The 8,765-nt window shown below is 69.4% G+C and carries 9 protein-coding genes and 2 tRNA genes; 7 read left to right on the forward strand and 4 right to left on the reverse strand.

Annotated elements, in window-relative coordinates:
- The 6 genes from G6024_RS10115 to G6024_RS10140 form a co-directional block, all read left to right on the forward strand.
- Positions 1-914 (forward strand): thiamine pyrophosphate-dependent enzyme (locus G6024_RS10115; protein ID WP_235027850.1); only part of this gene is annotated, 914 nt, incomplete at its 5' end.
- A gap of 6 nt (positions 915-920) precedes the next feature.
- Entirely contained in the window at positions 921-2,441 is a 1,521-nt protein-coding gene (locus G6024_RS10120; RefSeq protein ID WP_159148629.1) for a molybdopterin-dependent oxidoreductase, read from the forward strand.
- A 1-nt stretch (position 2,442) separates the two neighbouring features.
- Positions 2,443-2,706, forward strand: a complete 264-nt coding sequence (locus G6024_RS10125; protein ID WP_067716829.1) for a hypothetical protein — start codon at positions 2,443-2,445, stop codon at positions 2,704-2,706.
- 12 nt (positions 2,707-2,718) lie between these two features.
- A complete protein-coding gene (locus G6024_RS10130) occupies positions 2,719-3,459 on the forward strand; it encodes a Crp/Fnr family transcriptional regulator (RefSeq protein ID WP_082923936.1) in 741 nt (246 codons plus the stop codon).
- A gap of 136 nt (positions 3,460-3,595) precedes the next feature.
- Positions 3,596-3,832: a heavy-metal-associated domain-containing protein gene (locus G6024_RS10135; RefSeq protein WP_067716832.1), complete on the forward strand. Its 237-nt coding sequence runs from the start codon at positions 3,596-3,598 to the stop codon at positions 3,830-3,832.
- A 48-nt stretch (positions 3,833-3,880) separates the two neighbouring features.
- Positions 3,881-5,806 carry a heavy metal translocating P-type ATPase gene (locus tag G6024_RS10140; protein ID WP_227022234.1) on the forward strand — a complete coding sequence of 642 codons (1,926 nt, stop codon included), beginning with the start codon at positions 3,881-3,883 and terminating at the stop codon, positions 5,804-5,806.
- 76 nt (positions 5,807-5,882) lie between these two features.
- Here G6024_RS10140 and G6024_RS10145 read toward each other — a convergent pair.
- Positions 5,883-5,956: transfer RNA gene (locus tag G6024_RS10145), tRNA-Met, on the reverse strand.
- Between the two features lie 42 nt (positions 5,957-5,998).
- A tRNA-Thr gene (locus G6024_RS10150) sits at positions 5,999-6,071 on the reverse strand.
- A 131-nt stretch (positions 6,072-6,202) separates the two neighbouring features.
- Between G6024_RS10150 and G6024_RS10155 the strand changes: the two genes are divergently transcribed.
- Positions 6,203-6,937, forward strand: a complete 735-nt coding sequence (locus G6024_RS10155) for a glycosyltransferase family 2 protein (protein WP_067716838.1) — start codon at positions 6,203-6,205, stop codon at positions 6,935-6,937.
- Between the two features lie 42 nt (positions 6,938-6,979).
- Here the strand turns inward: G6024_RS10155 and G6024_RS10160 are convergent, their stop codons facing one another.
- Together G6024_RS10160 and G6024_RS10165 are read right to left on the reverse strand one after the other, a co-directional pair.
- Entirely contained in the window at positions 6,980-8,281 is a 1,302-nt protein-coding gene (locus G6024_RS10160) for a C(50) beta-cyclic carotenoids biosynthesis protein LbtBC (RefSeq protein WP_338122139.1), read from the reverse strand.
- On the reverse strand, positions 8,278-8,765 hold a 488-nt coding region (locus G6024_RS10165; protein WP_235027851.1), incomplete at its 5' end, for a lycopene cyclase domain-containing protein. The genes G6024_RS10160 and G6024_RS10165, both read right to left, overlap by 4 nt.

Below are 8,765 nucleotides of genomic sequence, written 5' to 3' on the forward strand. Positions count from 1 at the left end.
GGCTACTGGTGACCAAGGCGCGCGGGACGGCGTTCGGCGCGGCCGACGTGGTGCTCGTCGTGGGCACGCCCCTGGACTTCCGGCTCGGCTACGGGGTGTTCGGCGGCAAGGAGGGCGCGACGCCGGCGAAAGTGGTGCACATCGCGGACTCCCCCGGGCAACTCGGCCACCACGCGTCACCGGCCGTGGCCACCGCGGGCGACCTGGGGCTCGTGCTGGACGCGGTCGTCGAGGCCGTACAGCGCCGATCGGGGGCGGCGCGCCCGGACTGGTCGACCTGGGCGACCACGCTGCGGGAGAAGTCCGATGCCACCCACGCCGCCGACCTGCAGCTCCTGGGCGCCTCGGCCGACCCCGTCCATCCCGCGCGGATCTACGGCGAGCTGCTGCCGCGCCTGGCCGAGGACGCCGTGGTGATCGGCGACGGCGGCGACTTCGTCTCCTATGCCGGCAAGTTCATCGAACCCGCCCGGCCGGGCAACTGGCTGGACCCCGGCCCGTTCGGGTGCCTCGGCGCGGGACTGGGCGCGGCCATCGCGGCCCGCATCGCCCGACCGTCCAGTCAGGTGGTCCTGCTGCTGGGCGACGGTGCTGCGGGGTTCTCCCTCATCGACGTGGACACCCTCGTCCGGCACCGACTGCCCGTGGTGATGGTGATGGGCAACAACGGGGCGTGGGGCCTGGAGAAGGGCCCCATGCAGATGCTCTACGGCTACGACGTGATCGCCGACCTCGCGCCGCGGACCCGCTACGACGAGGTGGTGAAGGCCCTCGGCGGGGCCGGCGAGATGGTCACCGATCCCGCGCAGATCGGCCCGGCGCTGGACCGGGCGTTCGCCAGCGGCGTGCCGTACCTGGTGAACGTGATAACCGATGTAGAGGCCATGTATCCCCGCTCGACATTTGGAGTCTGAACTGACGTGATCAACCCTGATTTCCCGCTGTGGCTACGGGCCTCCCACCTGATCAACTTCATCCTGATCGGCATGTTGCTCCGCTCGGGCTGGGAGATCCTGTCCTCGATGCCGCGACTGTGGTGGCGCAACGACTGCAAGCCCGGGACCGAGTGGTTGCGCTTCACCCGCCGGAAACTGCCACGGGAGGAGGGCGTGTACACCTCCCTGATGGACGAGAAATCCCTGTCACCGTTGATCGGCCTACCGGGTCGGGAGAACATCGGGCTGGGCCGGCACTGGCACGGGATCTCGGTGATGCTGTGGGTGCTCAACGGCCTGGTGTACGTGGTGCTGCTGTTCGCGACCGGACTGTGGCGCCGCATCATCCCCACCTCGTGGAGCGTGTTCGGCGAGGCGTGGGAGTCGATCCGGATGTACCTCGGGTTCCGGGCTCCGGCGATCGAACACTTCGACCCGTATGACGCCGCACAGATGCTGGCCTACACCGCCGTCATCTTCGTCCTCGCTCCGCTGCTCATCCTCACCGGCGTGGCCATGGCGCCGGCGGTGCGCTCGCGGTTCCCCTGGTACGTCAAGCTCTGGGGCGGCCACCAGGGCGCCCGGTCGCTGCACTTCATCCTCATGGTGCTCATCTCCGCGTTCATCGTCATGCATGTCGGGCTGGTGTTCCTGGTGCACGCCGAGCACAACGTCGTGCACATGGTGTTCGGCACCACCGACACGGCACGATCCGCCCAGGCCTTCACCATCACGATCGCCACCGTCGTGGCCGTGGTCCTGTTCTGGATCGCCCTGAGTTACTGGTCGCTGGCCGACCGCGCCCGGGCGCAGCGGTTCACCGCCGGGGTGTCCGAGATCGGCCGCCGCCTCTTCCTCAACCGGATGCGACCGCGGATGGGGCGGCAGAACACCTACACCGACGACGACATCTCCGAGTTCCACTGGACCAACGGCCTGCCGCCGACCGAGGACGAGTCGCCGGAGTGGGTCGAGGCTCGCGACGATGCCTGGCGCGGCTATTCCTTGACCATCGGCGACGACCTCTCGGGCGCCGAGAAGACCCTGGCCCTGGACGAGCTCACGGAGCTGCCGCGCACCTCTTATGTAGCGGTGCACACCTGCATGCAGGGCTGGTCCGCCACGTCCCGGTGGACCGGCGTACGACTGCGGGATCTGCTCGAGGTCCTCGGCCCCCAGCCGGAGGGAGCCCACTACGTGCTGATCGACTCCTACGGTCTGGCCCAGAAGATGTATGACAACCGGCCGCGGGAGCCGTTCTACGCGGTACTCGGCCTCGACACGGTCTACGAGGACGACACGATTCTGGCCTACGAGCGCAACGGAACCCCTCTCGAGACGCACCTCGGCGCCCCCGCCCGCCTGCGGGTGGAGTCAAACCACGGCTACAAGCACGTCAAGTGGGTGCGCTCGATCCGGTGGATAGCCGACTACGCGGAGTACGGTGACGGCCGAGGCGGGACCCGCGAGGATTCCGCGCTGCAGGCGTTCAACGGAAGGATCTGACGTGTCCCACATCGTCTCGTGCCGCTTCGAGGTCAGCGGCGTCCGGAACGACAGGGACGTCAAGAAGGCCCTCCAGGCGCTCTACGACATCTTCGCCGAGCACGGACTGGGCCAGGCGACCTTCGAACTCACCGGGGCCGAACACGCGCAGCTGTACGTCAAACACCCGGACACGGTCCGCCCGGACCCGGCGATCATCGAGAAGGCCCTCGCCCGCGCGGGAGACTTCCGGGTGGTCTCTACCCATCTGCACTCCTCGAACTGAATCGCTGCACCGATGTCCCGAAACCCGGTTCGGCGCAACTGCGCACACCCGCACTCCTGCTCGGACGAGACCCGGCTGCGGGTACTAGCCGATGCCCCACTGACCCGGGAGCTCTCACCTGATGACCGGCGCGACCTCAACGGGCACCTGACCGCCTGGTCCTGGGCTGAGGGCGATCCGATGGTGCTCGCCGGGGATGAAATCCCCGGTTCGTATCTCGTCGTCTCCGGCCGCGCGCGGGTTACCCGGGACACCGCCGATGGCCGGGAGCTCACCGTGGACATCGCCGCCCCCGGAGACACCGTGGGGCCGTTGCACACGGAGGCTGCCGTCGCGACCGAGTCCGCCTGGGCGATGGAGACGACCTGTGCGCTCTTCCTGCCCGCTCACGCGCTGGCGGAGGTGGTCGGCGACCACCCGAGCCTCGCCCTGGGCCTGATCCGAATGCAACAGGATCGGCTCGCGCAGGCCCGGGAACAGGAGATCGGGCACACCACGCAGTCGGTGGAGCAGCGGGTCGGCTCGACGCTGCGGCACCTCGACCGCAAGCTCGGAAGCCTCCAGCGGGACGGCTCGAGTCTCCTCCAGGTCCGACTGCGCCGCGACGACATTGCGGGGATGGCCGGCACCACAGTGGAATCCGCCTCGCGCGCGATGGCGCGGATGAAGAAGGCGGGCGTCATCGACTCCGGCCGCGAATGGGTCTCGGTCCTCGACCGCGCCGCACTCGAGAGGCTGATCGCGGGCGATTAACTGGTCGGCGCCGCTTTCCCGTTGATTGATTGGCGTCAAGGAAGTCTTCTCCGGTTGCTCCTAGGTTCGGAGATGCACGTAAGGAACGTGCACCGTTCCCCCGAGGAACAGCAACCGTAGAGGAGCTGGGATCACCATGAGTGTCCGCGAACAGGTCAAGAGCATCGTTCTGCGTTCGGATGAATTCTCGTGCCCGTCGTGCATCGCGAAGATCGAGAACAAGTTGAACGGTCTGGACGGTGTCGAGTCCGCGGAGGTCAAGTTCGCCTCCGGACGAGTACTGGTCGACTACGACCCCGCGAAGGTCTCGGTACGTGATCTCGTCGCAGCGGTCGCCGAGGTCGGCTACGCGGTCAAGCCGTCGGCGTTCTGACGCGACGACACCGACCGCACGACGGCGACCGAAGGAGACAGGACAATGCTGAAATCGTGGAAGACCTGGGGCGTGGTGGCGGCCTCCGGCCTGCTCATCGTCGCCTCGTGGCTCGTCGGCCGACTCACCTCGGCCGACGCGGTGGCGGACGGATTGATGATCATCGCCGCTCTCGTGGCCGGCTACCGGATCGCCGTCTCGGCGGTTCAGGCGCTTCGGATCCGGATGATCTCGATCGATCTGCTGGTCGTGGTCGCCGCCGTCGGGGCCATGTTCATCGACAACTACTGGGAGTCTGCGGCGGTCACTTTCCTCTTCGCCCTCGGCAAGGCCCTGGAGAAGGCGACTCTCAACCGCACTCGCCGGGCCCTGTCCGACCTCGTCGACTCGGCGCCCGAGACCGCCACCATCCTTCGTGACGGCGAGCCGGAGACCGTCGAGGTCTGGGAACTCGAACCCGGCGACCTCGTGCTGGTGCGCAACGGGGAGCAGGTCCCCGTCGACGGCCGGGTGCTCTCCGGCAACGGCGGCGTGGACGAGGCCACCATCACCGGCGAGTCCGTCCCGGCCGAGAAGTCCGAGGGCTCCGAGGTGTTCGCCGGCACCTGGCTACGGTCGGGAGTCCTGCGTATCGAGGCCGTCGGCATCGGTGCCGACACCACCCTCGCCCGGATCGTCCACCGGGTGGAGGACGCGCAGGACGACAAGGCCCGCACCCAGACCTTCATGGAACGGTTCTCGACCTGGTACACCCCCGCCGTGATGATCTCGGCGCTGGTGGTGGCCCTGATCCCCTGGTCGTTGGTCGCCACCATGGGCAACATCGAGCTCGCGCTCACCCTCCTGGTGATCGGCTGCCCCGGCGCCCTGGTGATCTCGATCCCCGTGTCGATCGTCGCCGGGATCGGCCGCTCCGCCAAGGACGGTGTTCTCATCAAGGGCGGCGAGTACCTCGAGAGTGCGGCCCGGGTCGACGCGGTCGTCGTCGACAAGACCGGCACCCTCACCAACGGTCGGCCGGTCCTGACCGACGTGGACGTGCTCGACGACGACTATTCGCGTGAGGACGTCCTGAGGCTGGCCGCCCGAGCCGAGACCGCGTCCGAGCATCCGCTCGCCGAGGCGATCATCTCGGGTGCCCGGGAGGCGGGACTGGAGATCGACCTGGTCGAAGCGGCCGAGCCCGTCGCCGGCAAGGGCATCCGCGCCGAGGTGGATGGCCGAGTGGTCGCGGTGGGCTCCGCGGATCTACTCGACCACCGGCCTGACAACGCACGGATCCTCGAACTCAACGACCAGGGCAGGACCGCGATGTTTGTCGGGGTCGACGGACGGGCGGTCGGGATCGTCACCGTCGCCGACACCATCCGTGACGACGCCCCGGCAGCGGTCAGGGCACTGCACGACGCAGGGATCAGGGTCGTCATGGCGACCGGCGATGCCCAGCGGGTGGCCCGTAATGTCGGCGCCGAACTCGGGGTCGACGAGATCCGTGCCGAGCTCATGCCGGAGGACAAGGTCGAGATCGTGCGCGAGCTGCAGTCCCGCGGCCACACCGTGGCCATGGTCGGTGACGGGGTCAACGACACCCCTGCATTGGCACTGGCCGACATCGGGGTGGCGATGGGAGCCGCCGGCTCGCCGGCCGCGATCGAAACCGCCGACATCGCGTTGATGGCGGACAGGCTCCCGCGGCTCCCGTACGCGCTCTCCCTGGCCAAGCGGACCGTCCGCACCATGCGACTCAACATCGCCATCGCCCTGGTGACCGTTGCCGCGCTTCTTGCCGGGCTGTTCCTCGGGGGCGTGACCATGTCGATCGGGATGCTGGTCCACGAGGTGTCCGTTCTCGCGGTGATCGCGATCGCGATGCTCCTCCTGCGGCCGACCCTCGAGAAGGACGGAACCGGGATCCCGGGACACGCGGGGGACCTCGTCCTCGGGACCGGAGCACGGGACGTGAGCCGGGTGTGATCAGACCCTGATGCCGTAGGAGTCGAGAAGACGACGAAGGCCGCCCGCGGCGAGCGGGCGGCCTTCGTGTTGAGAGTACCGGTGGGGGGACTCGATCCCCCGACCTCACGATTATGAGTCGTGCGCTCTAACCAGCTGAGCTACACCGGCATGCCCTGCCAGTCGGACGATCGAGCCGCCCCGCACAGTGCGAGCCCCCTGTCGGAATCGAACCGACGACCTTTTCCTTACCATGGAAACGCTCTGCCGACTGAGCTAAGGGGGCGGGCCGCGCTTCGCTGTTGGTCACCCAACCGCTTGGCGCGTAAGCCTTTAGCAGATTACACACACGGCCGAACGCGGCACAAATCGCCCGGTGGGGCGCTGTCCCGCCGGGCCCGCTGGCAGGATGGCCGGGTGCGCATCTCCGTGGTGATCCCCGTCCTCGACGACGCCCGCGAACTCGAGGGCGCCCTGGCCTCCCTCGCCACACAGACGCGGCTGCCCGACGAGGTCGTGGTGGTGGACAACGGGTGCTCGGACGACAGCGTCGCGGTGGCATTGGCCGCGGATGCGCGGATCGGGGTCCGGGTGGCCGTCGAGCCCGTGCGGGGCATCCCCGCAGCGGCCGCGGCAGGCTACGACTCCGCGACGGGCGACATCATCGCCCGACTCGACGCCGACTCCCGGCCCGGACCCGGGTGGCTCGCCCGGATCGAGGCCGCGTTCACCGCCGATCCCGAACTCGTGGCCATCTCCGGCCCAGGCGAGTTCATCGGCTTGGAGGGGTGGCGGGCCCGCGCCGCGAAGCTGCTCTACATGGACGCGTTCTTCGTCTCCGTCGGCGCCGCCATGGCCCACCCCGTCCTGTTCGGCTCGAACCTGGCGATGCGCCGCAGCGCCTGGGAGCGGGTGCGCGACGGGGTCAACCGCACCGACCCGGAACTGCACGACGACATCGACCTGTCGTTCCAGTTCGGCGCCGACGACCGCCTGTTGGTCGACCGTTCCCTGACCGTGGGGATCTCGGCCCGACCCTTCGACGACCCCGCGGCCATGCGGCGACGCTTCTCGCGGGCATTCCGGACGATCTTCCTCAACTGGCGGTCGAGCCCGCCGTCGCGGCGGTGGCTGGAGCGCGTCCAGCGCTGACCCGGCCCGGTCGGCCGAATCAGCCGGTGAGGCGGCGCGGGCTCACGCCCAGACGAGCACCGACCAGAGGATGAGCTGCGTGACGCAGAAGCCGGCCAGCATGTTGAGCACCAGGAAGCGCTTCCAGCCCTCGTTGGTCGCCTCGGCGGTGGCGTCGGTGACCCGCGTGTAGGCGGCCACCGTGGCGAGGTACGGCAGGATCGCGAACGCCGCCCCCGACGCCGGCCACGGCGCGGCGATCAGCAGCACCAGCACCGCCGCGGCGTAGCAGGCCAGCGCGAACCACACGGCTGCCCGGGCACCGAGCACTGTGGCGACCGATTTCAGGCCCGCCTCGCGGTCGAATCGCACGTCCTGCACGGCGCCGAACGCCTGGGACGCCGCGCCCCACAGCATGAACGCGATGAGGCACGCCCACACCCCGCCGCCGAGGTCCGCGCCGGCGATGGTCCACCCGACGATCGCCGGCGAGACGAAGTGGAACGCCGAGGTGACGGAGTCCAGGAACGGGATCTCCTTGAACCGCAGCCCCTTGGCGCTGTAGGCGATCACCGCGAACGCACTCGCCGCCAGCCACAGCGACGACTCCAGCGTCCCGACCACCACGAGGTAGACCAGGAACGGCACCGTCGTCACGGCCGAGGCCACGAGCGTCGCCGTGTGCCGCGACCGCTCGAGGACCGACCCCTCCACGCCGCCCTTGCGGGGGTTGCGCAGGTCCGACTCGTAGTCGAAGACGTCGTTGATCCCGTACATCGCGAGGTTGTACGGCACCAGGAAGAAGAGCGTGCCGATCCCGCCCAGCAGGTCGAAGCCGCCCGTGGCCAGGAAGTACGCCAGCGCGAACGGGGCGGCGGTGTTCACCCACGAGACCGGGCGCGACGACCAGAACAGGGTGGTGAGCAGACCCGGCGTCGCGGGCCGCTCGGGGGTGCGGACCTTGTCGTCGTCGTCCTCCCCCGGTTCCGGGGTGCCCGCCAACGCCACGTCCCCCCGGCCCGACACCGTCGGACTGCCCGCCACGGCACCGGCCCGCGGCCGGGCGGTGAGCACGAACCACACCGAGGGCATGAACACGGCCACGGCGACGGCATAGGCGAAGTCCTCGATGGGGGCCACGCCCAGGCGGATGCCGCTGGTCAGCGCGTCGTCGTAGGCCACGAGTCCGGCGGAGATCATGACGTTGTCGAAGATCGCCGTGAGGACGAGCAGCACCACGAGGGAGCCGCCGACCGCGATCAGCCAGCGTCGGCGCTCGGGCCCCCGCAGGCGCCACAGCGCGATGAGGGCGGCCGCGACCACCGGGATGGCCATGGTGGCGTTGATGGTCGAGTAGATGCTCACGGCCGGGCCCCCGCCCCGTCGTTCTGCGCTCCGCCGTTCTGGGCCCCGCCGTTCTGCGCGCCGTCGTTCTGGGCCCCGTTGTCTTGGGCGCCGCCGGACCGTGCGCCGCCGGACCGCGCGCCCCGCCGCCGCGAGATGTGCTCGACGGCCGTGACCACGCCCGTCGCGCACACCAGTGCGAGGTGCGACAGGAACGCGAGGAACACGACCTCCTCGAGCGGGATCTCCGGCGCGACCAGCAGGCCGGTCATGAAGTCGGTCTGGCCGCGGAAGAACACCCCGCTGCGCACCCCGAGGACGTCCCACGTGAGCAGCAACGCCACCGCCGCGGTCACGGCGAGTGCGGTCGCGGCCGGCGCGCGGAACGCCGCGAGCTTCCAACGGTGGTCGATTACGAGGATGCCGGCGAACGAGATGACCTGGACCGCCAGGTAGGCCAGCCCGATCACCGGTCGAACACCGTGCCCCGATCGAACACCGTGCC

It is taken from the genome of Dietzia maris (assembly GCF_014144855.1).
GTDB lineage: Bacteria > Actinomycetota > Actinomycetes > Mycobacteriales > Mycobacteriaceae > Dietzia > Dietzia kunjamensis.